25 protein-coding genes and 1 pseudogene are annotated in these 25964 nt (G+C 45.2%); 13 read left to right on the top strand and 13 right to left on the bottom strand.

Annotation, left to right across the window (positions count from 1 at the left end; genetic code table 11):
* Positions 1-221: 221 nt before the first annotated feature.
* Complete coding sequence (locus EAH55_RS14200; RefSeq protein WP_121810251.1) at positions 222-509, top strand: circadian clock KaiB family protein; 288 nt, start codon at positions 222-224, stop codon at positions 507-509.
* Positions 510-991: 482 nt separating this feature from the next.
* Here EAH55_RS14200 and EAH55_RS14210 read toward each other — a convergent pair whose 3' ends face one another.
* Positions 992-1252, bottom strand: a complete 261-nt coding sequence (locus tag EAH55_RS14210; RefSeq protein ID WP_121810253.1) for a helix-turn-helix transcriptional regulator — start codon at positions 1250-1252, stop codon at positions 992-994.
* Between the two features lie 237 nt (positions 1253-1489).
* On the opposite strand from EAH55_RS14210, the gene EAH55_RS14215 reads away from it, so the two are divergent.
* The 6 genes from EAH55_RS14215 to EAH55_RS14245 all read left to right on the top strand — a co-directional run bounded on the left by EAH55_RS14215 (position 1490) and on the right by EAH55_RS14245 (position 6090).
* The gene (locus EAH55_RS14215) at positions 1490-1771 is read left to right on the top strand and encodes a hypothetical protein (protein WP_121810254.1); all 282 of its coding nucleotides are present in this window, start codon (positions 1490-1492) and stop codon (positions 1769-1771) included.
* A 1777-nt stretch (positions 1772-3548) separates the two neighbouring features.
* A complete protein-coding gene (locus tag EAH55_RS14225; RefSeq protein ID WP_162996879.1) occupies positions 3549-3830 on the top strand; it encodes a hypothetical protein in 282 nt (93 codons plus the stop codon).
* Between the two features lie 435 nt (positions 3831-4265).
* Positions 4266-4730 carry a hypothetical protein gene (locus EAH55_RS14230; protein WP_121810257.1) on the top strand — a complete coding sequence of 155 codons (465 nt, stop codon included), beginning with the start codon at positions 4266-4268 and terminating at the stop codon, positions 4728-4730.
* A 370-nt stretch (positions 4731-5100) separates the two neighbouring features.
* Positions 5101-5538: an Hsp20/alpha crystallin family protein gene (locus tag EAH55_RS14235; protein WP_121810258.1), complete on the top strand. Its 438-nt coding sequence runs from the start codon at positions 5101-5103 to the stop codon at positions 5536-5538.
* A 61-nt stretch (positions 5539-5599) separates the two neighbouring features.
* Entirely contained in the window at positions 5600-5893 is a 294-nt protein-coding gene (locus EAH55_RS14240) for a hypothetical protein (protein ID WP_121810259.1), read from the top strand.
* Positions 5890-6090, top strand: a complete 201-nt coding sequence (locus EAH55_RS14245) for a hypothetical protein (protein WP_121810260.1) — start codon at positions 5890-5892, stop codon at positions 6088-6090. Before EAH55_RS14240 ends, EAH55_RS14245 begins: the two co-directional genes overlap by 4 nt.
* A 42-nt stretch (positions 6091-6132) precedes the next feature.
* Here EAH55_RS14245 and EAH55_RS14250 read toward each other — a convergent pair whose 3' ends face one another.
* From EAH55_RS14250 to EAH55_RS14275, 7 genes are read right to left on the bottom strand one after another with little or no spacing between them, the layout of a single operon-like run.
* Positions 6133-6591, bottom strand: a complete 459-nt coding sequence (locus EAH55_RS14250) for a DUF4142 domain-containing protein (RefSeq protein WP_162996880.1) — start codon at positions 6589-6591, stop codon at positions 6133-6135.
* Positions 6592-6629: 38 nt separating this feature from the next.
* Positions 6630-7427 carry an SDR family oxidoreductase gene (locus EAH55_RS14255; protein ID WP_162996881.1) on the bottom strand — a complete coding sequence of 266 codons (798 nt, stop codon included), beginning with the start codon at positions 7425-7427 and terminating at the stop codon, positions 6630-6632.
* Positions 7428-7463: 36 nt separating this feature from the next.
* Positions 7464-7619 (bottom strand): hypothetical protein, encoded by a 156-nt coding sequence (locus EAH55_RS30905; protein WP_162996882.1) that lies wholly within the window; start codon positions 7617-7619, stop codon positions 7464-7466.
* A 19-nt stretch (positions 7620-7638) separates the two neighbouring features.
* Entirely contained in the window at positions 7639-7818 is a 180-nt protein-coding gene (locus EAH55_RS14260) for a DUF6496 domain-containing protein (protein WP_091221134.1), read from the bottom strand.
* Positions 7819-7850: 32 nt separating this feature from the next.
* Entirely contained in the window at positions 7851-8696 is an 846-nt protein-coding gene (locus EAH55_RS14265; RefSeq protein ID WP_112575328.1) for an SDR family oxidoreductase, read from the bottom strand.
* 5 nt (positions 8697-8701) lie between these two features.
* Positions 8702-9490 (bottom strand): SDR family NAD(P)-dependent oxidoreductase, encoded by a 789-nt coding sequence (locus EAH55_RS14270; RefSeq protein WP_121810262.1) that lies wholly within the window; start codon positions 9488-9490, stop codon positions 8702-8704.
* Entirely contained in the window at positions 9490-10698 is a 1209-nt protein-coding gene (locus EAH55_RS14275) for a zinc-dependent alcohol dehydrogenase (protein ID WP_121810263.1), read from the bottom strand. The genes EAH55_RS14270 and EAH55_RS14275 overlap by 1 nt, the downstream gene beginning before the upstream one ends.
* Before the next feature lie 230 nt (positions 10699-10928).
* On the opposite strand from EAH55_RS14275, the gene EAH55_RS14280 reads away from it, so the two are divergent.
* The 3 genes and pseudogenes from EAH55_RS14280 (at position 10929) to EAH55_RS14295 (ending at position 14315) form a co-directional block, all read left to right on the top strand.
* On the top strand, positions 10929-13130 hold the full coding sequence (locus EAH55_RS14280) for a glycoside hydrolase family 88 protein (RefSeq protein ID WP_121810264.1): 2202 nt from the start codon (positions 10929-10931) through the stop codon (positions 13128-13130).
* On the top strand, positions 13127-13585 hold the full coding sequence (locus EAH55_RS14285) for a low affinity iron permease family protein (RefSeq protein ID WP_121810265.1): 459 nt from the start codon (positions 13127-13129) through the stop codon (positions 13583-13585). The genes EAH55_RS14280 and EAH55_RS14285 overlap by 4 nt, the downstream gene beginning before the upstream one ends.
* A gap of 71 nt (positions 13586-13656) precedes the next feature.
* Positions 13657-14315, top strand: a pseudogene (locus EAH55_RS14295) (DUF2252 family protein).
* Between the two features lie 437 nt (positions 14316-14752).
* Here the strand turns inward: EAH55_RS14295 and EAH55_RS14305 are convergent.
* The 3 genes from EAH55_RS14305 to EAH55_RS14315 are packed head-to-tail and all read right to left on the bottom strand — an operon-like array spanning position 14753 to position 18526.
* Entirely contained in the window at positions 14753-16888 is a 2136-nt protein-coding gene (locus EAH55_RS14305; RefSeq protein ID WP_121810269.1) for a xanthine dehydrogenase family protein molybdopterin-binding subunit, read from the bottom strand.
* Positions 16889-16898: 10 nt separating this feature from the next.
* Entirely contained in the window at positions 16899-17888 is a 990-nt protein-coding gene (locus EAH55_RS14310) for an FAD binding domain-containing protein (protein ID WP_121810270.1), read from the bottom strand.
* On the bottom strand, positions 17885-18526 hold the full coding sequence (locus tag EAH55_RS14315; protein WP_121810271.1) for a (2Fe-2S)-binding protein: 642 nt from the start codon (positions 18524-18526) through the stop codon (positions 17885-17887). The genes EAH55_RS14310 and EAH55_RS14315 overlap by 4 nt, the downstream gene beginning before the upstream one ends.
* 317 nt (positions 18527-18843) lie before the next feature.
* On the opposite strand from EAH55_RS14315, the gene EAH55_RS14320 reads away from it, so the two are divergent.
* The 3 genes from EAH55_RS14320 (at position 18844) to EAH55_RS14335 (ending at position 24237) form a co-directional block, all read left to right on the top strand.
* Positions 18844-19617 carry a PKD domain-containing protein gene (locus tag EAH55_RS14320; protein WP_121810272.1) on the top strand — a complete coding sequence of 258 codons (774 nt, stop codon included), beginning with the start codon at positions 18844-18846 and terminating at the stop codon, positions 19615-19617.
* Between the two features lie 249 nt (positions 19618-19866).
* Positions 19867-22791 carry an ATP-binding protein gene (locus EAH55_RS14325; RefSeq protein WP_121810273.1) on the top strand — a complete coding sequence of 975 codons (2925 nt, stop codon included), beginning with the start codon at positions 19867-19869 and terminating at the stop codon, positions 22789-22791.
* Between the two features lie 1224 nt (positions 22792-24015).
* A complete protein-coding gene (locus EAH55_RS14335) occupies positions 24016-24237 on the top strand; it encodes a helix-turn-helix domain-containing protein (protein WP_121810275.1) in 222 nt (73 codons plus the stop codon).
* 645 nt (positions 24238-24882) lie between these two features.
* Here EAH55_RS14335 and EAH55_RS31400 read toward each other — a convergent pair.
* Both EAH55_RS31400 and EAH55_RS14345 read right to left on the bottom strand, forming a co-directional pair.
* Positions 24883-25119: a helix-turn-helix domain-containing protein gene (locus EAH55_RS31400; protein ID WP_121810276.1), complete on the bottom strand. Its 237-nt coding sequence runs from the start codon at positions 25117-25119 to the stop codon at positions 24883-24885.
* 616 nt (positions 25120-25735) lie between these two features.
* Positions 25736-25894, bottom strand: a complete 159-nt coding sequence (locus EAH55_RS14345; RefSeq protein WP_121810277.1) for a lmo0937 family membrane protein — start codon at positions 25892-25894, stop codon at positions 25736-25738.
* Between the last annotated feature and the right edge of the window lie 70 nt (positions 25895-25964).

The following is a 25964-nucleotide window of genomic DNA, read 5'->3' on the forward strand; positions in this document are numbered from 1 at the left end:
ACGCTGATGGATCGTGATTCCGTGTCACCTTCCTGGTCAGCTTTTTCAGCGGCCTCAAGCAGGTTAGCGCCAATTGATTAGGCCTCTTGCCGAAGTCGTGCTCCCATTGTTTTTCTTTTGATCGGCCAAACTTATCGCCGATCCCGCGCCATTTATAATAAATTAATCAGCAAGAAATAAAAGCTGATCAGGTTCGGCCCGTATTTTGATAAACTAGCTTTATGGAGAGTCAACAATATAAGTTATGCCTGTATATAGCTGGTAACAGCCACAAATCTGCAAATGCAATTAAAAACCTTACAGTATATTGTCAGGAACATTTAAAAGGGGCTTATTCCATTGAAGTGATCGATTTGTTAAAACACCCGCATCTGGCGGAAGGAGAACAAATATTCGCAACACCAACGCTAATTAAAAAGCTTCCTGAGCCAATCAAGATTATGGTAGGAGACCTTTCTCAAGAACACCAATTCTTAGTGGGACTAAATCTCGTGCCTTTGCCAGATTAATGGAGCGATCCCTTATTTGGCAACCCTTTACCGCTTACCATATCGGGTTGTTGACTCCTTTACCAACTAATTCGGACGTCAAAATTTCCCTTGATTGTCTGAAATAATTATATTGCCTTCGAGAAAGTAAATAATACCGTTTCGTTTTATGAAGATCGTTTCGTTTCAGTTTCAAGCATCACATAACCCGCTTATTCTGGAATTACAGATTTATTTAAAAAAACTGATTTTATCGACTGACAAACTTAGTATTTCTAATCTTTATGAACTAAGAAAAAAACTGTACCATCACGCGGCACTGACAAGCTTAGATCACTCCGTCTCTGAAGCTGAATACATCCGGATGGAAATACGCTCTTCCCTTACCTTTGAGACTTTGCAGGTAATTTATAACGGTGCCATCTTTGTATATTTGACAGCCCGAAAAAAAGAATTCCAATTCGCTTTTAGAGATCTTGACAGGGGGCGGTTTAATTGAGCCATTAACCGGTTACTTTAATATCTTCTGCCGGAACCGGAGACCTATATTTTACGATGTCGATCACGTCCATTTCAAAAATTTGTGCAATTGCAAACAAACGTTCTACCGTAAGTGAGGTATGCCCAAGCTCAATTTTGCTGTAGGCATGTTGCGAAATTTTCAGCTTGTCGGCTAAATAAACTTGTTTATAGCCTTTTTGTTCCCTGATAATTTTGATATCCGAAACAACCTTTTTCACTCTCTGATCTAAATTTTGTTCCATAACATCATTGATCACTTCATAAGACCTGATTTAAATGGCCTTGGTTTACTTCATTACAATTTTGATACCAGCTGAATTCTGCTTAGCATATAGTGATGCGGCTTCTTCATTGTGTATTTTTTACGCAGAGTGAGGCTGGTTATTCTCATAGGGTGTAGCATAATCCCGCTTTAATATTAATATTTCATTCTTGGAAGCCAGTGAATTACGTATCTTGTGTCAAAAATCCGCCCATTTATGTTTTTAAATGGAACCCTCAAAAATGAGAGTTTTCAGTTTGATGTCGAGCTATTTTCCGATCCCAATAATAACCTTACTTATCTGATACAAATAACTGAAAATACTTACCTGCTCGCTCAAAGCATAGTTATGACACAGCACTTGCTTCAAATGTCGGGCGGCTATATCGAGCCTGAATTACTCGAAGTGATTTTCAATACCATTGATCTTTCTGATCAGCTAAAGTTATTTACCAGGATAAGGCCGCTTCGGGAGCTAAAAAGATCTTACCTCAAATGACTGCTCTGTGTTATCGACCTACAGCAAAAAGCCCATGGATCACGCGCGCCGATTTTATTTAGCAGAATTAGGGCCTATTTAAAGGGGGAATCGATTATACTTAGTAAAGATCAAGTTTGAAACCTAATGAAAGTAAAGGAGTGTCAAAATCTAATACAAAGCAGCAGTCTTATACTTGCCGGTCAATGCAGTCTGCGTTTGATCAGGGTTATACAAACTCTTCGAATTTTAACTCTTTGTAAATGGCTTAGGAAAATTGCCCATTAAATTTTATTACTGGAGGATTCAGACATCGACCTCGTCATTTAAGCTCATGTTTAAAAGCCCTAACCATCCTATCGTTGATAATTGCAAAAAATAATGTTGACGCGAATATTCGACTTATTAACTTCACGCTGAAAGGTGGCAAGCTTCTACCTTATTATAAATGCCTCAATTTCCTATGCCTGCATTGATGGCAGGCAGTTCTCACGATCAATACTATTCCGTGCCGCTTCAATTATTGCCTTAATGTCCGAAAGGCATTTTAAATGATTTATATTGATCGTAGAAGACATTCCCCCCTAATAATTATAAAATATGTTCATGATTTTATTCATTATTTTTTGAAATTCATCGGGAGATTTGCTTTCTTCTTTGCTTATCATATCGGTGAGAGCATGATAATGATCGAAGTTATTATTTCTATGGCAACAGTATTTAAGTCCATTATAGTGTTCCCGTGATAAGTTTACCAAAAATAAAATTCTTACTAACAAAAATATTCTTTTAAAGGACTGTGACCACGAATAACAAATGCGAAAGAATGATATTGCCTAAATGCAGCATTCCCTTGAGGCGAAGAAATGAATTTGCGTATTTCCCAACTTCGGTTACGAATACCTTCTTAGTTGAGCAAGATAAAAGTCCATTACATCTTCACGATTCGGTGACAGGGAACTCGAAAGCCGCTTTGAGTAGCATCTTCATCAGACAAAACGAGCCGTGAAGTCAGGACAGTTCAGAAATTATTTACGTAGTCAAAAATCAATAAAGATATAATTAACCAAACGATCGCCAGTGTTTTCTCCGGCCATTCAATATCATACCTTTGCCAGATTTTTCCCGGATGCCTTTATAGACCATCATTGACACTGGTTCCTGCCGGGAGCTCGCCAATCCTGTCCTTAGAAACTATGTCCGGATTTAAATCTTTGGTCTTTTTTCCGAAATAGTAAAACGATTGCGGTTATGATAAAAATTGTAATGAGTTCAATAATATTGGAAAGAAAATGGTTCATTAAAACATCAGAGGGAAATGTTATTGAAACCAGCTTTCGGGACGAGGATCTTAAAATCTATCCAAATTAAAAACAGCGGTACATAACCAGGAGTCGGAATGTCGACCCATTTATGTTCTCATTGCGCATAAAAAAGGCGTTCAAAAGTGAACGCCCTGGTCCACAGGTAGATGTACATATATTGAGTTATTGGCTGCTAAGCGGCTATCAATTGCAGAAAGACCGCGTTACGCACATTGGAATTTCCAATCTTACGGATGTCTTTGGCCAATATGGCCTTTAATTGTTTATCGATCGTTTTAACTAATTCACAGTTGGTAGATACTGTTGCTTTCGTGCCTGGTATAAACTAAATTTTATGCCAAAGTAAATTCCGGATAGCAACGGACCTGCGCTTTCGTTCTTTTGTCCTATATAGCAGACGGATATTTTTAGTTTTCAAAACACCTAACATTAGTGCCTTTGCAATGTTGCAATTATATATTTTAAAATCATCAATGAAAAATCCATTTCAAAAAAACGATCATAAGCTATTGTTAGCTGTGGTTCTTTTTGGCTCGATAGCGGCGGGAGCTGCGGCCTATTTTTTCCGCGACGAAATTGCAGGTTATTTCGACGGTGTTTTCACAAAAGAACCGGATAATGAAGATCATGGAAATGAGCAGGGCTATTTGCATCACAGGGATAAAGGGCCAAAAACCGACCGGGAGGCGTTGATAAAAAATGAAATATTGCACGAATCCGGGCGGTCGAGCCATGAGGACGTGCAGCAAAGCTAAGAATAAGATGTGTAAACGATTTCCGGTTTTCATTTGAACCTGCTAAAGCACCAGAAGCCTGTCAGCAAAATTAGAGCTGCTATGAAGGACTTAAACACACTCAAAGCGATCAAAGAACGATTTGTCAAAATGAGGTTATTACGTCAGGCTTGACCATACCGTTCAGTGCTCATTTCAGCAACGAGTAGTGTAGGAATTAAAATTTATCGATGTATGCTGATCCAGAAATTTTACGGTAATACGCCTGAGTAAAAAATATTATTTTGCCAGATCACCGAAAATCATCGCTACGATTTAGCCCCGCAATTAAAACATCGCTGTAGCCATTAGCACACAACTGACCTTTTTTTGTTCGGATTTAATGGCACTGAACAGGCTGTTAAAACCGGATTTTGATCCAGCCGCACACGGCACGGATATTGACTGCTTCGGATTATGGATCAATTTTCAAAAACGGCATTAACCGGTATCGCCGGAACTACGGTCATGACAGCCGGCAGCGAGCTCATGTCCGTTTTATTTCAGGAGAATTTCAGAGAACCTAAGCATCTGGAAACCTTGATCAGCCGCCTGGTGCCTCAGTTATCGCGTAACGCGAAAACAATTGCCGGGTGGGGCGCCCATTATGCGATGGGGCTCGTTTTTGCAGCTATCTATGTGGAGTTATGGGAACATCGTAAGATCAAACACAGCATAAAAAACGGGTTGATACTCGGTACGCTCAGCGGATTGCTGGGTTACCTGATCTGGAAAGCCACTTTTAAAGCGCATCCATTGCCGCCCTGGATAAACTACAGCCACTACTATCTGCAACGGATCCCGGCACACATTGTTTTTGCTGTGGCTGCAACTATAGCTTATAAAATGACGCTGACATCTGAAGGAACTAAAACTGCATAAAATTGAGAAAAATCTTATATCCGGTGCACTGGCGCTGAGCGAGCTTCTGGAAAAAGAAATCGACTGGCGTATCAACAACATGTAAAGTGCCTGGGAAAGGAGACCAAAACTTCACTAACTGGCTGCAGGGAGATTACAATTCCCAGCCCATGACGCTGGCGACGAAAAATCATGAACCGCCGCACCCTGCAGCGAATGGCGGGTTAGGCGCGTTGCTACTGAAATATTGACCTTGCAGCTGAAAAAATTGCAGCCGGAAACTGAAAAATTTTCATTGTCAGATTGTTGGCACGCTGCTTGACCACATGCGTATAGTTTAATTAACAATTGACATTAATTTTTTAGAGTAACATTTAAAGGAGAAAAGGCCATGACCTTAGTTAAATTCAACAACAAACGCAACAACACATTATTACCAGGAGTTAATGATGTTTTCGAATCAATCTTTAGCGACACATTTTTCAGCGACCGCATGATCACCCGAGTGCCGGCTGTTAATATCAGCGAAAGCGAGAATAGCTACCAAGTTGAACTGGCTGCACCGGGATTGAAAAAAGACGACTTCAAGCTGAATCTGGAACGCAACCAGCTCACCATTTCGGTAGAACAGCAGTCGGAACAAAATGACAGCCAAAAGAGCTATAACAAGCGCGAGTACAGTTACAGTTCATTTGTGCGTTCATTCACGCTGCCGGACAGCGCCGATCACAGTCAGATCGATGCTTCCTATACCGACGGTATCCTCCGCATTGATATTGCCAAACGCGAAGAGGCGAAAGCAGTGCGTCGCCAGATCGAGATCAAATAAGTGTAATTAGTTTTTAATACAAGAGCTCCTGCGCAAGGGGCTCTTGGTATTTAACACGACCATGAAAACACAATTTTATATCCTGATGAGCGTAAAGACGCTGCAGGGATTCACAGATTACGGGCAGTACTTTTTCGGCAATGACCGGGAGGCGGCCTATGGATTGTTCGGTCAGCTGAAAGGGTCCGAGCAACTCCGGGAGAGCTGCCCGCTGCATATCGACTTAATGGAAACGGTAAATGACTTGCCGGTAAAGATCAGGACGATCTGCTGCACGCTGGACGAGCTTGGCCACAATTGCAAGCTGATAGCCAAGGAAATTTTCCGGTTAAAAAACCTGGAGGAAATGGCATGAAGGACAAAAATATTCCTTGGCCGCAGGCTGCAGCGCTTGCCATACTGGTACTGCTGCTATGGGGCGGAATGCAATGGCTGTCCCGCCGGCAACTATCCGCCGGGCTGAAAGACCTCCTGGGTATCAGTTTCATCATTTGGTTCGCTATCATCCTGCTCCGGGGGGACAGCGGCGATGATTGGGCGGGACAAATGTAAGGTGGATAGACCAAGAGGCGGAGCAGCCCCCGCCTCTTTTTATTATTTCAGCTTTTGATCGATAGCCTCGATCTCCATAAGGTGATGCTTCAGCACCGGCAGCATCTGCTGTGCAAATGCTTTGACTGCCGGATCCTTGCCCCTGGTCGCATAATTCTCGAAAACATCCAACGTGTTCCGATGACCACTGACCATACCATGCACATAGAGCTGATCAAATTTTGCACCGGCGTGTGCCAGCATCAGGTCGGGCTTGATGCCGCTTGTCGCGACTGCCGGCAAGGCGATTCCGCGGCTTTTAGCCAAAGTCAATAACTTTTGTTCTGTGTCCCCATGATCCTTGACCATCATCTGGCCGAACATTTTGACCTCAGGATTCATAGCTTTCTGCACAGCCAACTGACCTGAACTGACTTCCTGCAAATTCTTGATACTGGCCACGATCAGAAAATGTTTGGCCGTGGTATCCGGGTCCGGCTGCGGGATCTGGGCCTTAGCCATTGTGACAAGGCCCAGTAGAGCGAATAAACATAACTTTCTCATGGCTGACCGACCCCTCCCGAGGCCCCATAGACCTGGCCGCTGGCAAAGCTGGCATCGGCAGCTGCCAATTGAACATAGATAGACGCCAGCTCAGCAGGCTGCCCCGGTCTGCCCAGCATTGTCCAGCTACCGAATATCTGCTGCTTTTCCGGCTGGGCGCCGCCGCTGATCTGTAAAGCGGTCCAGACCGGCCCCGGTGCCACGCCGTTCACCCGGATGCCTTTCGGACCTAATTGTTTAGCTAATGATTTGACGTAGTTCATCGTTGCCGCTTTGGTCTGCGCATAAGCATAAAGATCCGGTGAAGGGTCATAAGCCTGTTCCGAGGTCGTACCAATGATCGCTGATCCCGGCGGCAAATGCGGCAGCGCCTCCCGGATGATCCAGAATGGCGCGTAAATATTGGTCTTCATGGTGGAATCAAATTCCTCGGTAGTTAAATCCGTGATGGAATTGATCGATTGCTGCCTTCCGGCATTATTGACAATAATATCCAACCCAACTAAACCGGCGACAGCTTTTTGTACCAAAGATTTGCAGAACTCTTCGCTGCGCAGATCACCGGGAATAGCGATCGCTTTGCGTCCTTCTTTTTTGATGAGCGCCACCACTTCCTGCGCATCCTGTTCTTCGGTCGGGTAGTAGTTAATCGCCACATCCGCACCCTCGCGGGCATAAGCGATTGCCGCAGCACGTCCCATGCCGGAATCACCACCAGTAATCAATGCCTTGCGGCCCATTAATCGACCGGAACCTTTATAACTCGTTTCGCCGCAATCAGGTACCGGGTCCATTTTGCTCTGCAAACCCGGCCAGGGCTGCGGCTGGCTCTAAAATGGCGGTTTAGGGTGAAGGTTAGTCGGATCGCTGATCTTCACGGGGCCATCCGCATTTTTCAAATGCAAGCCGTTAGCGGCAAAGGCGGGTGATACCGCCGCCGCCGCCAGCGCGGTACCTAACCCGGCCACCACCTGGCGCCGGGTCACTTTATTTTCTTCATTCATGTTAATCTTTCTTTTTAGGGACTTTGGCGCCTTCCTTCCGGGCTTCGGATAACCCGATGGCGATCGCCTGTTTTTTACTGGTTACTTTTTTACCGCTGCGACCGCTTTCCAACGTGCCTTCTTTTTCTTCGTGTAAAGCCTTGTGGACCTTGTCCTGTGCTTTTTCTGAGTACTTAGCCATAATGATTGCTATTAGTTATTGTTTGAATTGAATTAACCGTTAACTACCTCCCCGCCGTTGACATGGATCACTTGCCCCGTAATAAAGGAAGCGTCATCCGACGCCAGGAATACGTAAGCCGGACCCAGTTCCGAAGGTTGACCGGCACGTTTCATGGCCGTCTCGCTGCCAAACGATTTGATCTTTTCCTCATCAAACGTCGCCACGATGAGTGGCGTCCAGACCGGACCCGGCGCGACTGCGTTTACCCTGATCTTTTTGTCGGTCAAATTGGTAGCCAGAGAACGGGTAAAGCTCGTGATCGCGCCCTTGGTCGAGGAATAATCGATCAGGTTGGGTGAGGAACGGTAGGCCGTAACCGAGGTCGTATTGATGATGCAATCGCCTTCCCCCAGGTGCTCCAGTGCCTCGTTGGCAAAGTGGAAATAAGCGAAGATGTTGGTACGGAAAGTATCCTCCAGTTGCTTTTCATCGATCTTCCTGGGGTCTTTTTGCGGGAACTGCATGCCGGCATTGTTGATCAGGATATTCAGTTTCCCTAGTTTACTGACCGTCTGTGCCACCGCTTTTTTGCAAAAGGCGGCCTTTTTTACATCGCCTTTGATAAGCAGGCATTTACGGCCCTCCGCTTCGATCAATCTTTTGGTTTCTTCCGCGTCAATATCTTCATCTAAATATACGATCGCTATATCCGCACCCTCGCGGGCAAAATGCACGCTGACCGCGCGGCCTATCCCCGAATCACCGCCCGTGATCAGGGCAACCTTATCCTGCAGCTTGCCCGAACCGGCATAGCTGCTTTTGATATATTCCGGCGCCGGGTCCATCTTCGCTTCGATGCCCGGCTGCCGGTTTTGTTTCGCAGGTGTCTTGGCCATGATTGTTATTGTTGGTTTACTGGTTTTTGCTGTTCATACATCGTGTGTGCGACCGCGCTGTCCGGCATCAGGTTAGCAGCGTGAACCTCTAAACTGTTCTTCCAGCCAGCGATCACCCGGTCTTTGCCTGCCATTAGGGCTTCGTAGCCTTCCTTAGCGACATCCTCCGGGTCAGAAAGGGCTTCCTTATTCTGCGCGATCTGGCTGTCCTGCATGCCCGCTTTGTTAAAGAAATCCGTAGCTGTCGCGCCCGGCATCAGTGCGGTAAATGTGATACCCGAATCTTTCAGTTCTTCCCGGATCGCGGTGGTAAATGATAAGACGAATGCCTTGGTTGCGTGATACACCGCCTGCCAGGGTCCCGGCAGTTTGCCGGCTACCGAGCCGAGGTTCAGGATCTTACCCTCACCGCGTTCGGCCATCTGTTGAACGAAATGTTTGGTCAGGATCACGGTGGCGCAGATATTCAGGTGAATAATGCCCAGCTCTTTTTCCAGCTCATTGTCTTTGAACAAGCCATAAACACCCTGGCCTGCATCATTGACCAGCACATCTACCTTTTCGGTCACATCACTGCAAAGCGTTTTAGCCTGCTCCATATCAGACAAATCTTTTGCAATCGTTTTGACCGTAATACCGAACTTTTGCAATTCATTTTTGGTGCTGTCCAGTTCGGCCTGGTCCCGCGCTACGATGATCAAATTATAGTTATCTTTAGCGAAAAGTTTCGCCAGTTCTTTGCCGATCCCGCTCGTTCCGCCTGTGATCAAAGCAGTTTTTCGTTGATTTTCCATTAGTTCTCGATCTTTACAAGTTTCTTGTTTTCAGTTTCGTTGCGCTGCTCCCAGGGTTTAAGTACCACCTTCACGCAATCTTCCTCTTTCTTATTAAAAATCTCGTAACCGTGGGTTACTTCGCTCAACGGCAGCGTATGAGTGATGATATCGTCCAGTACCACTTTTTCGGTTTTCACGAGTTCGATCAGGTGATCGATATAATTCAAAACCGGTGCCTGGCCCATTTTCAGCGTAATGCCTTTATCAAAAACACGGTGCAGCGGGAAGTTATCATAAGTGGAACCATATACGCCTACAATCGAAACCGTACCCATGCGCCGTACCGCTTTAAAAGCTGTATCCAGCACTTTCATGCTGCCCACCTCAAAATTGAACAGCGCTTTGGCTTTGTCCAGGATATCTCGCTCCGGTTCAAAACCCACTGCATCCACGCATACGTCCGCGCCCCGGCCGCCGGTCATGGCGCGAATGGCTTCTACTACGTCCACTTCATGCGGGTTCAGGGTTTCGACTTTATTAACTGCTTTAGCTTTTTCCAGGCGATAGTTCAGCGGATCGATCGCGATCACCCGGCTGGCACCGTTGATCCAGGCCGCCTTTTGCGCCATCAAACCTACCGGACCAGAGCCGAATATGGCTACCACTTCGCCGCCCTTTAACTGCGCCCAGTCAATGGCCGACCAGCCAGTAGGGAAAATATCGGTCAGGAACAATACTTGTTCATCGCTCATATTTTCCGGCACCACTCTTGGGCTTATGTCTGCATAAGGTACACGTACATACTCCGCTTGTCCACCGGAATAACCGCCATACAGATCGGTGTAACCAAATAAGGCTGCGCCTTTTTGACCGGCCATGTCGCCGTTAGGGCCGTAATGTTTGTAATTGGAATTTTCGCAAGCTGGCGAAGCATCATGCTGGCAGAAAAAACAGTGTCCGCAGGAGATCGGGAAGGGCACGACCACACGATCACCTTTTTTCAGATTTTTGACGCCTTTGCCCACTTCTTCAACGATACCCATAAACTCATGGCCCATCACCATGGGTTTGGGTTGCGGAACGCCGCCGCTTAAAATATGCAGATCGGAACCGCAGATCGCCGTCGAGGTGACCTTTAAAATAACGTCCGAATCCTCCAGCAGACGCGGGTCTTCGACCGTGTCATAGCGAATGTCGCCGGGTTTGTGAAATACTGTTGCTTTCATAAGTAGATCGATTAAGTTCCGATGTCTTTAATTAACCTGAAGTAAATTTTTTTGTTTAATAATAAATGAAATAACTTAAAACACTGTCCCTCCACCTTTCGTAGTTCGTGCTATTTTTACAATCAAAGGCGCTGAGATATTTTTTTAATTAAATATTTAATTAACAATGAATTTAAAACAAAAAATTTACTGTATAGTTATATAACACACTTAACAACCTTACGCTTATTATGGAAGGACTTTCACCCTGGGCTGTAGCAGTACAAAATTTATTTCATGGGCAGGATCTGCCGGCCATGTTTAAATTTGATCTTGCCGGGTATGCGGTCAATATCCATCATCTCAATAATTCATTATGGATAAGCGTGACCTGTCCCAAAGGCGTACAGATTATCCTACGGCCAGCTTACGCACCTAACGACCACCTGGAAATTACCCGCGTAAGCAAGCATGAACTTGGTCTTTCGATTCATCTGAAAGGGTCGATCGGCGATTACACGGTGCTGGTGAACTTTCTGGCACGGGATAAACCGATCATCCACTACCAGACGCTAATAAAACCCCACAAGCCCTTACTTATCCCTTTTTGGCCGCGCGATATGGTTATCACCGGGCCTGACGGCGGCAGCCAGGAAATGTCGGGAACCATTTTGGTCAGTCAGGAGGGCACGCGTTCCGGCTTGCAGTATGTTACGCTGGACCGGCCCGAATGCGGAGCCTTGCTGTATTTCCAGAACTTGACCGCGTTGAATGATTATGCCCAGCTAGTGGAAACATCTTTAAGCAATACAGTAGGCGGCAGCTGGCCGGAACTGGGTTTTGCTTTGCCGCCGACCTTAAAGAATAAACCGATCCCTGCGCATCGGGAAGTGGTCCTGTCTGATGCCTTCATCGCTTTTGATCCGGAAAACCCTAAAGATGAATTAGCCCAGGCCAGACAATTTTTGGAGCTGCTGGCAGATGTCTATTTAGTACTGCCTAAACCGGAAACCCGCTATTATCCCTGGCCTGGGATGGTAGGCAAAGGACTGCACGACCTGGAATTCAGTCACGGCTGCTGGTCGCATGGCGCGGGACAGGACTACCTGAACGCCTATGTAGCCGATTACCAGACGCCTCCGGAATTGATGGTACAGCTTGCGGTATTGATGCCGCTGACAGATTATTACGACTGGTGCAAGACGGATTTGCCAGCGATCCAAAAGATCCGGAAGGGACTGGACGCTTTTTATAGCAAAAAACTAAAAACAGTTGTCCGCTTTCTGCCCGCTTTAGCCGGTCAGTTGAGCGGTGAGGAGGAACAGTTACAACCTAATGTGATGGATTCCTGGTACCTGCATCATCCTTTACTAAATTTAGGCCGGCTGGCTGTTCGTGGGGATCAGCAAGCTAAAAAACTGTTTTTAGATTCCCTGGACTATACCATCCAGGTAGCCCGGCATTTTAATTATGAGTGGCCCGTGTTATATCACATGGAAACGCTGGAAGTAGTCAAAGCGGAGACCCAGCCGGGCAAAGGCGGTGAGAAGGATGTCGCCGGGCTTTACGCGCTGGTGATGCTCCATGCCTGGCAGCTTACCAAACAGAACAAGTACCTGCTGGAAGCCAAGCGCGCCGCTAGAACGCTGCAGGGTAAAGGGTTCGACCTATTTTACCAGGCTAATAATACGGCGTTTGGCGCCAATGCGATGTTGTGGCTCTACCAGGAAACCAAGGAACATCTGTATCTGGACCTCGCCTATGTATGCCTGGCCAACCTGTTAAAAAATATGCAGTTATGGGATTGTAATTACGGCTACGCCAAAAACTATCCTACCTTTTTTGCGGTGTTCCCTTTGAACGACGCCCCTTACACGGCGGCTTACGAAGAGCAGGAAGTGTTCGCGGCGCTTCATAATTTCTTACTGTATGCAGAAAACCAACCTGTCTTACCGGCAGTAAATATCCTGGTGCCGGAGTTCCTGCGTTATGTGGTCAACCGCGCGCCCTATTATTACCCGCCCAACCTGCCCAAGGATATGTTGTCCGAAAAGGTGAAGACCGGGCAGGTCGATCATAAATTATGGATCGCGGTCGAAGATATCCACGACGGCTGGGAACAGTCGGGCACAGTGGGGCAGGAAGTTTACGGCGCGGGCGTGGCTTTCGGGATCATCCCCCGGCATTTTTACCGGGTGCCGGGTGAAGATTTCTGGATCTTCCTGGATTACCCGGCCGCGCATTTCCGCCACAGCTCCGGCCAGCTCAGCTTCAGCGTTAAAGGAGATGATCGCCTTCACTGCCGCATGCAGATCCTAAAGACAGGTAAAAAAGTGCTGCCAACGTTTACTGTAAAAACAAAGACGAATGTACTCAGCGGCAAAAAAGTAAAAAACGGTCATCAGGAATTTACGGTACCCGGCAACAGCACAATTCATATGCATTGGTCATGAAAAAGAACAAAAGGTTTTTTGAGGCTTTTTCCAATTGGGCCACTGCAGCAGCCGGAAGTTCGGCAGCGTTTATCACAGCCGTTGCGACCGTGGTGGCCTGGGCAGTGACCGGACCACTGTTCCACTATTCAGAAACCTGGCAGCTGGTCATCAACACAGGGACGACCATCGTGACCTTTCTGATGGTATTCCTAATCCAGAAATCCCAGAACAAAGATTCAAAAGCCATTCACCTAAAGTTGAACGAGTTACTGGCGTCGCACGAGGGTAGCAGCAACCGCCTCGTGGATAGTGAGAACCTCACCGAGAAGGAACTGGACCGCCTACATCATTTTTATGCACAGCTATGCACCCTGGCCGAAGAAGATAATGACCTGACCCGGACGCATTCGATCGATGCCGCGGAAGAAAACCACTATCGTAAATCCGGTAGCCGCCAACAAAAAATCAAATGAAACTGAAAGTACGTCTGAAATCTTTTAATCAAGGCTTGTTGCCGGATAAAGTTAAATTAAAATACGAGGCGATGGCAGAAAATGCGTTCCGTTTTTTCCGGGGTACATGCCACTTGTTTTACGAGGACCTTGCAGCTGCCGAACCCTTGCCATTATCGCCGCCAGCCTGGATTTGCGGCGACCTGCATATCGAGAATTTCGGCAGCTATAGAGGTGATACCAAGCTGGTGTACTTTGACCTGAATGATTTTGACGAGGCCTGCTGGCGCCGGCCAGTTATGAAACCGTGCGTATGGTCACCAGCATTTTTATCGCTTTTGATAACCTTGGTTTTGAAGAGAAAAAGGCGCTGAAGATGGCGCAATTATTTTTAAAGACCTATTCGGCCACCCTGGCGAAGGGCAAGGCGATCAGCATAGAACCGCGGACCGCCAAAGGCATTGTTCATGATTTTCTGATCAGAGCCACCAAAAGCACTTATCATGACCTGCTCAAAAAAGGCACGGTCAGTAAAAAGAACAGCATCATGCTCTCGCTGGAAGATGACCGGCATTTTAAGCTGGATAGACCGCTCCGAAAAGCTTTGAAAGCTCATATCCAGGAATGGATTGAAACCAGTAGTGACGGGCCCTATAATTACGAAGTACAAAGCGTTGTTTTTCGTCTGGCAGGTACGGGCAGCATTGGAGTCAAGCACGAGGGGATGCCGGAAGGTATCCCTTTTTTATGACCCGATTTTTTTAGTGAATTTTTATAGGAATGCAAATTTTTAAAGCGCCGCAAATTGATTGGCCGATCTCCCGATGGAGGTTAGCCACAAAATCATTCAGGATTACTTGTTGGCCACAGATCTCATCCCTCCATTGTTATTTCCCATTAATTTTTTTAATTTAATATAAGGATAAGTTTAATGCGCCTTTCAGACAATCAATCGGACACCACACATGTCGCTTACCAGGTTAAAAGAAAAAGGTGGCACCCCAAAAGGCCTGTAGCCAGCAGATCAAAAATCAATCATATTATGTTTTTACCGCAATATTGGGATATCGTGTTGAGGCCCAACTTTGGATTTTACCAATATGGCTTTTATAAACAAGAGTATATAAAAAAGAGTAAAAGAGATTCCTCCTCTATTTTTTAACGTAAAAATTTCCTAAAAGTTGACAATTATGACAGTAACTTATCAGGCGTAATGGGCAAATCCCTGACCCGGATTCCTGTAGCATTAAAAACGGCATTCGCTATGGCCGGGGCTACGCCGATCAAAGAAATTTCGCCGATTCCTTTAGTGCCGACCGGGTTGATTACCGGATCAGGCTTGTTAATGAAGACAGCCTCGATCTGAGGTATATCGGCATTTACCGGAACATGATAATCAGCGAAGTTACCATTAATATATCGTCCGAAACGGTTATCAATAATGGCTTCTTCCGTCATGGCCATACCAATCCCGCCTACTGCACCACCCTTCATCTGACTGGCGGCAGTTTTTTGATTGACGATCTTACCGGCGTCTACCACCGCGATCAGATTCTTGATCTTTACCACTCCTGTCAGCGGATGAACATACACCTTGGCAAAATGTGCCGAGAAGGAGTACATCGAATAGTTTTTTGCATTATCGCCGCTTTCAGAACCCACAGAAATTTCCAGATAAGGCAGATTCTGCTCCTTTATTACCGCCGCATAATCGATCTCGTCCATGCTGTCCCGGGGTTTCCCCTGTAAGGTATAGAGCTTTTGTCTCAGGGCTACGCAGACATCATGCACCGCCGATCCTACTGATGATACGGTCGACGAGCCGCCTTGTGTAGGTGCAGGTGGCAGGGAAGAGTTACCAAGATCAAAGGTAATTTTTTCTGCAGGCATCCCCAGAACATCCGCAGCAATAACGATCATAGCTGTATTTGTTCCGGGTCCGATATCGGTAGTAGCGCTTTGAATGTTTATGCTGCCATCGGCCATTAATTTGAGTTTAGCCTCGGCATGACCACGGTAAGCGCCGAAGGCGCCGCAGCCAATGCCGTACCCCACCAGCCAATCTCCGTCTTTAATTGTGCCGGGCTTTGGTGAACGGTTTGCCCAACCAATACGATCGGCACCCAATTGGTAGCATTCCTTTAAATGCTTACTGGACCAGGGCAGATTCCGTTCCTGATCAATGTCAGCATAATTCCTTAAACGTAACTCTATCGGATCTATATTGAGTGCATAGGACAATTCATCCAGTGCAGATTCCAGCGCATAAGCACCCGTGGATTCACCGGGTCCGCGCATAGGCGCCGGTACACCAATATGCAGCGGCACCACCTTATAACGGGTATTGACGTTAGGACTCTGATAAAGGAACCGGGATACATTTACTGCATTTTCAGTAAACTCCTCATAAACGGCGGTTTGCGAATGAGATTCATGAGTTATTCCTGTGAGCTTGCCATCGGCTGTTGCGCCAAGGCCTATTTTTTGGATTGTCAACGGACGGTAGCCAACCAATGTGAACATTTGCTCGCGGGTAAGCGTAAGCTTCACAGGGTGTTTTACGAATTTAGCGGCTTGCACCGCCGCAATCTCATGGGGCCAGGTACGCAGTGAGGAGCCAAATGCCCCACCTACAAAGCGGGCATTGATCAGCACATTCTGTGGTTCAAGATTAAAAGCAGCCGCAATGGCCCTTTGTGAGCTCATCACCCCCTGTGACTTGGTATAAACGGTGACCTTATTATCGCCTTCCCAATAGGCGGTGGTCACGTGAAGTTCCATCGGGTTATGCATTTCAGATGGCTGTATATATTCCTGTTCAATTTTTACCTGCGCGTTTTTATAGGCATCCGCTTCACCACGCACATAATCCTTATATTTTCCGGCATTGGGTGTTACACCTTTGTCTATGTTTTTACGAAAATCAGTTTCAAACGGCTGCACCTGATAGGTCGCCTTTACTAAAGTGGCCGCGTAAGTAGCGCGTTCAAATGTATCGGCAATAACCAATGCAATGGGCTGGCCATTGAAATGCACCTGGTTATCATTAAATAGTTTTAAACCTTTTACAGGTTTTTTAGCATCAGGTTGGTATCCCGGAACTTTTTCCGCATTAAAAGGTGTGATCACCGCCAATACTCCCGGCGCATATTTCGCTGCCTTAATGTCGACTGCCGTGACAGTTCCGTTTACAATAGTTGCTGGTACCAGTACGGCGTAGGTCAAGCCCGGAAACTTATATTCACCAGAATATTTCGCGCCGCCGGTCACTTTTAACCTCCCGTCAACACGGCTCAGCGGTTCTCCTATCGTATCTTTTTTCATGATGATGCTTTTATGAAGCGGCAATGCCTGATGCTATTCTTAAACTTTGTATCAGGGTATTCGGCGCGAGTTTGAGTTTAAACTGGTTGTACTGGTACGCTTTCGCCCCTTTCATGGCGATTTGAGCCGCCTGCCTGAAATTTCCCTCACTGACCATTTTACCTTTTAGAAATTCTTCGGCAGCGCTTAGCCGCCACGGTTTGTGGGCAACGCCCCCCATGGCGAGCCTTGCTTCTTTTATTGTCTCGCCCTCTAAGTGCAGCGCAACAGCCGCGGAAACAAGCGCGAAAGCATAGGAGGTACGGTCGCGAATTTTCAGATAGGATAGATTTTTATTAAACGCTGAATAAGGCAGCTCCACGGCAGTAATGAGTTCACCATTTTTCAGAGTGTTATCCAGTTCGGGCTGCTCGCCGGGCAAACGGTGAAAATCGGCAATAGGGATCCCTCTAGCGCCTTTCGGTCCGCTTACATGAACCGTTGCATTCAACGCACGCATAGCGACATTCATGTCACTCGGATTAACAGCGATGCATTGATCGCTTGCGCCGAAAATGGCGTGCATACGGTTGATACCTTCGAGTGCGCCGCACCCGCTGCCCGGTTTACGTTTGTTACATGGCAGGGTCGTGTCAAAAAAATAAGGGCACCTTGTACGCTGCATCAGGTTGCCGCCCACCGTTGCCATGTTCCGGAGCTGCGGTGATGCCCCAGCGTTGATAGCCTGGGAAAGCAACGGAAAACCGGCTTTGACGAGTTCACTGTCCGCCACATCACTATTGCTCACCAACGCACCGATGCGCAGCCCATGGGGAAGCTTTTCTATTTTTGAAAACGGAAGATGATTGATATCTACGAGTTTGGTGGGATTTACCACGCCCATCTTCATCAGGTCGATCAGATTGGTACCACCTGCCAAAAAATGAGCATCCGGATCTTTAGCCACTAATTTTACCGCGCTATGCGGTTCATTTGCTTTATTATACTGAAACTGGTTCATGCCTTGTTTCCTCCTTTCGATACTTCCTGTATTGCATTTACGATATTCGGGTAAGCGCCGCAACGGCAGATGTTACCGCTCATAAATTCGCGGATCTCCGTTTCAGAACCGGCATGGCCTTCATGGATACAGGCCACGGCGGACATGATCTGGCCTGATGTACAATACCCGCACTGAAACCCGTCGTGGTCGATAAAAGCCTGCTGCATCGGGTGCAGTTCATCTCCATCGGCCAGGCCCTCTATGGTAGTGATCGTTTTATTATTATTGGTAATCGCCAGGCTGAGGCAGGAATTAACCCTTTTACCATTGACATGAACCGTACAGGCGCCGCACTGCCCCCTGTCGCAGCCTTTTTTAGTGCCGGTGAGGTCCAGTTGTTCGCGCAATACCTCCAGCAGAGTACTTCTGGGCTCTACGGAAAGCTGATGTGATACGCCGTTTACCTCCATCTTGAGCGGCATCTTTTCAAAAAAAGCAGCAACCTTTTCATCCAAATGACTTTCAGCAGCTTTTACTATCCCGATGGGTGTAAGTGCGACAGCTGTTAAAAAACCGGATTGTTTTAAAAAATCGCGACGGGTACCACTTAAAATGTTTTCATTTTCGGGCACACCAGGTGTTTCTTTTTCAGGCATAACGATGTAGTTGGTACAGATACAAGTTCGTAATATCTCATGAATTAACACCTATGTAACCACATTGTTATCAGAAATATAAATTCGGGGCCGTTGCCCAATCGGTTTCGGCGAGAGATTAGCGGTGCTCTACTGCAATTGAGCTTGCTAGCATCCTAATTATATATAGTTGTTTTTGGTATTCCTCCCCCGTTGTTCTGACAGGAACAGGATTGCTGCCGGTCTCAGGGACATAACCGGCTTTTATGTGAAAAATAATATATTATTTATATTTTAAAAATGCTTATTCATTAATTTAGAATTTCAATATATATTCTATGAAAAAGACCGTGATCTTATTATTTGCCGCAACTCTTATAATAGCTTGCAAAAACGAAAAGAACATACCTCTTCCTTCTGCAAGTTTCCATTTTGGCAATCAGACTTCCGAAGATTTTAAACTTGTCGCAAATGATACAACTTCACTCATCAGTGCTGTAAAAGGAGCCGCCAGCATAAGCTGGGACTTTGGCGACGGCCGTACTTCAAAGGATGACAGGCCAGTACTTTCCTATTCTAAAGCCGGCGTATACACGATAATGCTGACAGCAACCTCCGAAGACGGAAAAAAAACGACGCCTTCAAAAAAAATAACCGTGCTGGATTTAGTCCTTAAAAATATTGTTATTGATAAAGTATATTGGAACAATACTGATGAACAATTCGCACAAGCCGGATGGCCTTTGACCAATTCAGCGGATCTATACATTAAAATCCAGCGGTTGCAGGGCGATGATGTCTTCTCAGGGGGCTTTGCTCCCAATGCCACAATGATCTATACCAGTCCGCTTCAAAAAAACATATACAAAACATCTGATGTCCCTATAATAATTAATCTAAAATCGAAGGTAGTGCTGGAAAAAGATGTATTATTGGCCAGGAATTACCTGATCAGTCTTATCGCAAAAAGTAATACCGGGGAATATGTATTGTTTACCAACAGGTACAGCGGTTCAAACCAACTGGTTAAAACCGATAACCTGACAAAAAACGATTTCGAGGTGACATCATCATTTTTCAGTTCACTAAATTTAAAGTTTAATTTTGAGTAATGCTCAGCAGTTTGATCATCAGGACCCGTCACCCTGAATGAATAAAGCGAAACCTTCCTGTTTCCCTCAAGTTGTATAAGTGATAAAGCGTCAAATCTATTTAAAAATTTCATTTAAGGAAAAATTTACAGCAACCTGAATTTCAATATCCCCCACCCTGGATCACCGTTAAACCCTCAACTCTAAAATTTGTTGGTCCGATACGCATTTGCCGGCAAAACCTTTTTTACCAGCCAGCGTTTGCTGTTAATGTCTTCAGCCTCACAGTTACTTCAAATTCTCTCCCTATCAGACGACGCGACTGCGGTTTATCGCGGAGAAAATCTCATTATTGAATTTGCCAATGCAGCCATGCTGTCATTCTGGGGCAAAGATAAGAGCATCGTCGGCCTGGAGCTGGAAGAGGCCGTACCGGAATTAAAAGGACAGCCTTTCAAGATGATGCTCCAGGCAGTACAGCGTACGGGCATTTCTGATGAGGGAATTATTCCCGCACAGACAAGCATTCATGGGGCATTCGTCACCCGCTATTACGCATATAAATACCGTGCCGTCAGCAGTGAGGACGGTCAGTCCATTTATATACTGCATACAGCTTCTGACGTTACGGAGCGCCTCAGGGGCGAACAGGCGGTGCGCGACATGGGTGTTCGCGACGCTGAGCTAAGCCGCGAGCAGCAGCTAAACGAAGAATTAGGCTCACTGAACGAGGAACTGGTTGCCACAAATGAGGAATTAGTTGATACGCAGTCCGCCCTGGCCATGTTGAATGCGAGCCTGGAAGATAAAGTGAGGTTGCGAACAGTTGATCTGGCTGAAAGCGAAACTAAACTACAAGGCCTTAATGAAGAATTATCTGCCATCAATGAAGAATTAAGAGCAACAAATGAAGAACTGCTTGAAATCCAAGCCAGTCTACAGCGGTCCCTGACGGATCTTGCCAGCGTTGAGCACAAAGTGCGCAGCATTGTAGCCAGCGCGCCATTTCCCATTGGAGTCTATTCCGGCCGCGAAATGTTGATCGAACTTGTCAATCAGTCTATTATTGATGTATGGGGCAAAGGAAATGACGTGGTCGGCAAAAAATATGCTGAAGTCTTGACGGAGTTGGCAGGTACCGGTATATATGAGCAACTGGACAACGTTTTCACAACCGGCGTACCGTTTCAAACACGTGGCCAGCGCGTTGATCTGGTGGTGGAAGGAAAATTACTGCCATTTTACTTCAATTATAATTTTACGCCTTTATTCGACCAGGACGGGCGGGTTTACGGCGTGATGAATACGGCGGCAGATGTGACAGACATGGTTTTGGCGCGGCAGCAGGTTGAGCAAAGCGAACGCAATCTGCATAATATAATTTCGCAGGCCCCTGTTGCGATGTGCATTCTTATGGGCCCTGAGCATGTGGTCAAGGTAGCCAATGCACTCATGATCGATCTTTGGGGAAAATCTGAAGCGTGGGTAATAAACCTTCCTATACTTGAGGCATTGCCGGATGCGCGTTATCAGGGGTTAAAACAGATCCTTTCTGATGTTTATCAGAAAGGCCAAACCTACAGCACTAACGAAACGCCTGTTATCCTTTTGCGCAACGGCCGGGAGGAAACGGTCTATCAGAATTTTGTTTACGAACCTTATCGAAATGCTAACGGAGAGGTGATTGGCGTGATCGTGATCACCATCGATGTTACCGATCAGGTATCAGGCAGATTGCAAACTGAAGAAAATGAGCGCCGGTTCCGGTTTTTACTAAATGCCATGCCTCAACAGGTTTGGACGGCGCGGGCTGACGGTTCACTCGATTATGTAAACGACGTTGTGAGCAGGGACTTTGGTGAAAATGCCGAAATTATTGCGGACCAGGGATGGCAGGGCTTTGTTCACCCGGACGATCTTCCTGCTGCATTGGCTAAATGGCGGCGTTCTTTGCAATCCGGAAAAGAATACCTGACAGAATTCAGACTAAGATTTGCCGACGGTAACTACTACTGGCATTTGGCAAGGGCGGTGCCGCTGATCGAGTATAATGCTGTAACTTTTTGGCTTGGCACGAATACCAATATAGATCAGCAGAAATACAATGAGAACCGGAAAGATGAATTTATCAGCATAGCCAGCCACGAACTTAAGACGCCGCTTACGACCATTAAAGCATTTTTTCAGTTAAGTAAACGCGAAAGTGCGGGTAATGGCAAGCTAAACCCCTTCGCGGCTAAGGCTGAACGACAAATGGAACGCCTCGGCCGCCTGATTGAAGATTTGCTTGATGTGTCAAAGATCAATGCAGGTAAGATGACCTACAATAAGGAAGATTTTGATTTCGGGATGCTACTTGCCGACACCGTCGAAAATATGCAGCAGGCAGCTCCCGGACACCGCATAGAAATATCAAACAGCTGTAGTCTAATTTACCATGGCGATCAGCACCGTTTGGAGCAGGTACTAATCAACCTGATCAATAATGCGGTAAAGTACTCACCGGATGCCGACCGGGTGATTTTGAATTGTGAACGGGAAAACCAAAATATTATAGTCTCAGTCAAGGATTTTGGCATAGGCATTGCCGCAGAACATCTGAAAGGCCTTTTTGATCGTTTTTACAGGGTTGATAACACTTCCAGCCGTTTTCAGGGCCTGGGTTTAGGATTATTTATTGCAAATGAGATCGTAAAGCGCCATGGAGGCAGTTTCTGGATCGAAAGTGAACCAGGCGAGGGCTCCGTTTTCTATTTCTTATTGCCATTATCCGGGAAACAGGAATTTATTGACATTGCCGGGGATGGATTTACTTATTACGATGGCAGTTTTATCAGGATCCGTTATCAGCAGGTAGGCGAATATATGGATGTGGACTGGCTTGGCTATCAGAATTATGATTCCGTTGTCAAAGGCTGTGAAATCCTGCTTGATCTAATGAAAAAGAATGATTGTCAAAAGGTGCTAAACGACAACACGCATGTTAAGGGGAACTGGTCAGAAGCTTCGGACTGGGGAGCCGAAGTTTGGTTTCCGGCAATGGCGGAAGCCGGTCTTAATAAATTTGCGTGGATTTATTCACCAAGTACATTCAGCCGTATCGCTGCTAAAAAGAGTTTGCCATCAGCATACGAAGTTGTGCAAGTGGCATTTTTTGATGACAAAAACGAAGCGCGAGACTGGCTTATCAGCTAATTGATATGATCAAGACTGTTGTTTCATTTTAACGACGACATTGAGAAAGTAACCCAAATTAGAAAAACGGGATCTGCTTTATCAATCAAGTCATTCATTGACTGGACAATTTGCAAAAGCTCGCTGGTGCATTGGCATTTCTGACACTACCGATATCTTCCTGTAGCTATTGCTCCGCAGTTTTAGCTTGATTGAAAGCAGGGATTATTTGCTACCGCTGATCAGCTTAAACGCGTTCTGCATGATTTTTCCTCAATCCCATCATTATTATGCCAGTAAGATTTGGAAGAAAAATACTGAAAAACGCACGGGCCTGCTGATCGTAAATATTGCATTGAAAAGGTCACATTTGTCATGGCAGACAAAAAACTTATAGATAACTGAATTCCTGAAGAAAGCGGCATAATCGCGACTCAAAAGCCTACAGCTTAAAATAGTTTCAAACAATCCCGGTAATTCACTTCTTGGCAAATAGCAACCTAGCAATGTTTGCAAAACCGTCTTGAACTGAGGTACAAACTGCGTAACCATTTGCATCGTTGACCTGGAATATATAGTTTTAAAGGTCACAAAAACAGTAAATATGCCCGTCGGGCTGCTTTAAATGCCTGCCCCTTTCCCCGATTATCGATTGATAGCAGAGATGACATTTGATAATATAACAGGCTGATCATGGATTCTATAAGTTCCTAATTATTGGAACATTGTTCAGGTACCGGATTAAAAAAACATAAGCCATTATTTGGTTATTGTTAAGCTCCAGTCAAACCTGTTTCCTGGATAATTGTTTAAGATATTAATTTTCGTTATGATAAGGTTAATTGATTGGTTGCCCCGAAAGCGAGTTTCCGGGCAACCTTTACTTTCTGGAAATTTTAAGAAGAGACATCAATCTGATGGATTGATTTTACCTGTCAGCCTTGAAGGGCAAATTTAAACTTTACATCTTTTGCAGTATTATGGAATGCTTTATTGCGCCTGTTGATCGTGACTGTATTGACACAGACGAAAGCATTTAAAGCCGGTTAACTCATAAGATCAGATCTATTTTCTTTTGTTTTAATTTTAACTGACAATATTGCGGTCAGGGTATTTGCTTACAAAAGATAAATTACATCCTTATTTTTCATTTTGCCGGCATATCGATACAAGATGATATTTATCCTGAATCTTCTAATTGATTAAAATCCGATTTTATAATGCTTTCGTAAGTTTTAACCAACTATGAAAAGTAATATCGAGAATAAGTTATTGTTAGTTGCGGCCAAGATCCGGACGGAGCGTAAGCGACTGGGATATTCACAGGAGTATGTAGCGCTGTCATTGGATTTATCACAAAACGCGTACAGCAAAATTGAGTTAGGATACACCAACATCAGCTTAGTACGGCTGATGGAGATCGCACTTATTCTAAATACAGAAATAGATTATTTGCTACGCGTTTAATAATTTAACAATATTAATGCTTAACCGTATTTTATTACCGGTTCATACCTTACATGCACCTTCCTTGGTTTAACCTTGAGTTTTTATTGTTCCCCCGTCCCGTCCATGCAACTTACCATCTAATGGAAATTCATAATAGTCATTTAATTTGTAAGTAAATTCTCTAAATCATGTAAAATTCAGTGCGCACGGTTATATTTCCAAATCGCGATTAGCTGTTATTTACCAGTCTTCCCCCACTAATTAATGGGACAAGCTGAACATATTAACGAGCTCGAGACAATCTTTTCACGGTTACATGCGTCTATAAAATTTGCTATAACTCATTTTTGTCCCTCTAACGATGGCAGCAAAAATAACCTGTCAATCTGCTTGCAGGTATGGGCAACACACTAATGGGTGCAGTTCTTCAGGTTGTCCCGAAGTTGCGGAACAATTCCCTCGTCGGGTAACTTCTCTGCATTTTTTACAAGTGCCGGCTCTGAGTCGGCACTTGTAAAATATTCCTTTTGCCGATGAAGAATAATTCATGTATTATCGTTTTCCGACTGATTTTAATTAACTCCATTCGCGATAAACTTGTAAATAATAACTAAGAAGCCCAATTAAATTATTGAGGCAAATAGTTAACCTAGCATGCTTCATTTATCGTTTAACAGAGAGAAAGATATCTTCATCACATCTAACCAAATCCGCCGGCGAAATTTCAAGAACATTCGCTATCTCAATTAGCCTTTTAAGTGTAAGTTTCACGTTTCCAAGTTCTATTTTACTGAAAGTGTTTTGGGAAATTTTCATCTTATAAGCTACATACAACTGGCTGTAATTTTTAGCTATCCTAATATTTTTTATCCGGGCTGCAACAAGCTCCTCAGTAACCATAACAATACGTAAGTGCAGATATATTTACGTTCTCCCTGCGGATTTGGTTTTGTATGGTTACCTCAACAATCAAAAAGAAGGTCAATAAGAAAATTCTTATATCCAGGCGCGGCTATATATCATCCGTTGCCCAGGTGCTAAGGTAAATTTATCCATGCCAAGGCGATGAATTTTGAAAAGTCGCTACTATTTTTACTTTTTGAAACGGACACTGACGGTTGCCGGTTGATTAAAAATGCCTTCACTCACCTGGACATTGGTTGGTGCGAACAGAACGCTGCAGCCTATTACACGGAATGACCAATTTGTCAGCATAATAGTGTTTTTAGTTATCGCTTACAGTGGGCTGTATACTCGTTATTGCTGCCCAAAGAAGTCTCTGTTAATCTGATCCTCGAATATGCTCCCAAATCAGGTAAGGGCGGCAGGAAAATTTATTCTTCAAGGCTTCCGGGGCACCTGAAGTGAAAGACTGTAGTTAATAATATAAATTGCGGGAAGAAGTGACCGTCTACTTCAAGTAGCCAAGATATACAGACTGCATAGCAGGCGAATTATTACAGGTATTTTCTTTTAATAAGCCGGCTCTGGGTGGACCGGCTTATAACACCTTTGATTAAACTACGGTCGTATCCCTACGTAGGATTCCCAGAACCAATGAAATTACTGCAATAACTAATAATATGTGAATTAAACCGCCTGCGGCGTAAGCAAATGTGCCGATAGCCCATCCTATTACCAGGATAACAGCTACGATGTACAAGATTGATCTCATAGTTTTTCAGTTAAGTAAATAGATAACCAACAGATGCAATTTCTATACCATCATCAATATCCAGGCGAAA

It is taken from the genome of Mucilaginibacter kameinonensis (assembly GCF_003675385.1).
Classification (GTDB): Bacteria; Bacteroidota; Bacteroidia; order Sphingobacteriales; family Sphingobacteriaceae; genus Mucilaginibacter; species Mucilaginibacter kameinonensis.